Annotated in this window: 1 protein-coding gene; it reads right to left on the bottom strand. The window is 66.8% G+C overall.

Features of this window, described 5'->3' with window-relative positions:
* The coding region (locus tag RMT89_RS44390; protein ID WP_315889428.1) for a hypothetical protein at positions 1-253 on the bottom strand (253 nt) is incomplete at both ends.

Genomic DNA, 253 nt, shown 5'->3' with positions numbered 1-253 from the left:
CGAACGCCCGCGTGTAACCGATCTTGAGCGTCCCCGCCCGTACCTCGATCAGTCCGTTGCGGTAGGTGATGGGGTGGCTCACCTCGCAGTCGACGACGAGCGGCCCGGGCTTGATGGCGGTCGCGATGACCGCACCCGTGTCGTCACGGATCGTCGCCGTGACGGCGGTATCGAGTTTCAGGATCTCGTCGGCGACACTCCCGACCTGGTCATAGCGCATCTTCCAGAGCGGCTCACCCGCGAGGCGGGCACG

This window comes from Streptomyces sp. P17, assembly GCF_032436805.1.
Lineage (GTDB): Bacteria > Actinomycetota > Actinomycetes > Streptomycetales > Streptomycetaceae > Streptomyces.
The sequence above is the reverse complement of the archived record's forward strand: the minus strand, read 5'-3'. Positions and strand labels throughout refer to the sequence as shown.